Source organism: Anaerotignum faecicola (assembly GCA_024460105.1).
Taxonomy (GTDB): domain Bacteria; phylum Bacillota; class Clostridia; order Lachnospirales; family Anaerotignaceae; genus JANFXS01.
In genome coordinates this window covers 1-472 of the sequence record JANFXS010000227.1, presented here as the reverse complement: position 1 = coordinate 472, position 472 = coordinate 1, and the positions used below count along the sequence as shown (strand labels likewise).

The 472-nt window shown below is 50.0% G+C and carries 1 protein-coding gene; it reads right to left on the bottom strand.

Translation table 11 applies throughout. The features are described from left to right. On the bottom strand, window positions 1-472 hold a 472-nt coding region (locus tag NE664_13675), incomplete at both ends, for a flagellar hook protein (GenBank protein MCQ4727682.1).

The window sequence follows — 472 nt, the reverse complement described above, 5'->3', positions numbered from 1 at the left end:
CGGCATCCCCGGAGGACTGAATAATGACTCTTCTTGAAGAGTCCACGGGAACATCGGTTGGGTTTCCAGCCGCATCCAGCTGCACCAGCTCCATCGTTCCTTTATCACTTCCCGTTCCAGCCGTATATTTCATACCGACTGCCGTACCAAAATTCCGGTACAGCGCCTGGTTAATATTCTTTATTGTATCCGCATCATTTGCACCTGCAGTAAATGTGATCGTCCGGTTCACCCCGTCAAGTGTCGCGGAGAATGAGTACGTATCTCCATTGGTAAACTGGCTCATATCAGCGCCGCTTCCCACTGGCGTTCCCGTCACCGTTCCTGCCGTTTTCACTGTACACGCCGTAGCCAGACGCTCAATCGAATCAATCTTCATACTGCTGACTGCATTCCCTGAAACCGATGTAACCTTAATATTCGAAGAACTGCTGACACCAGTCATCGTATTATATAAGCTGCTGCTCAGCAG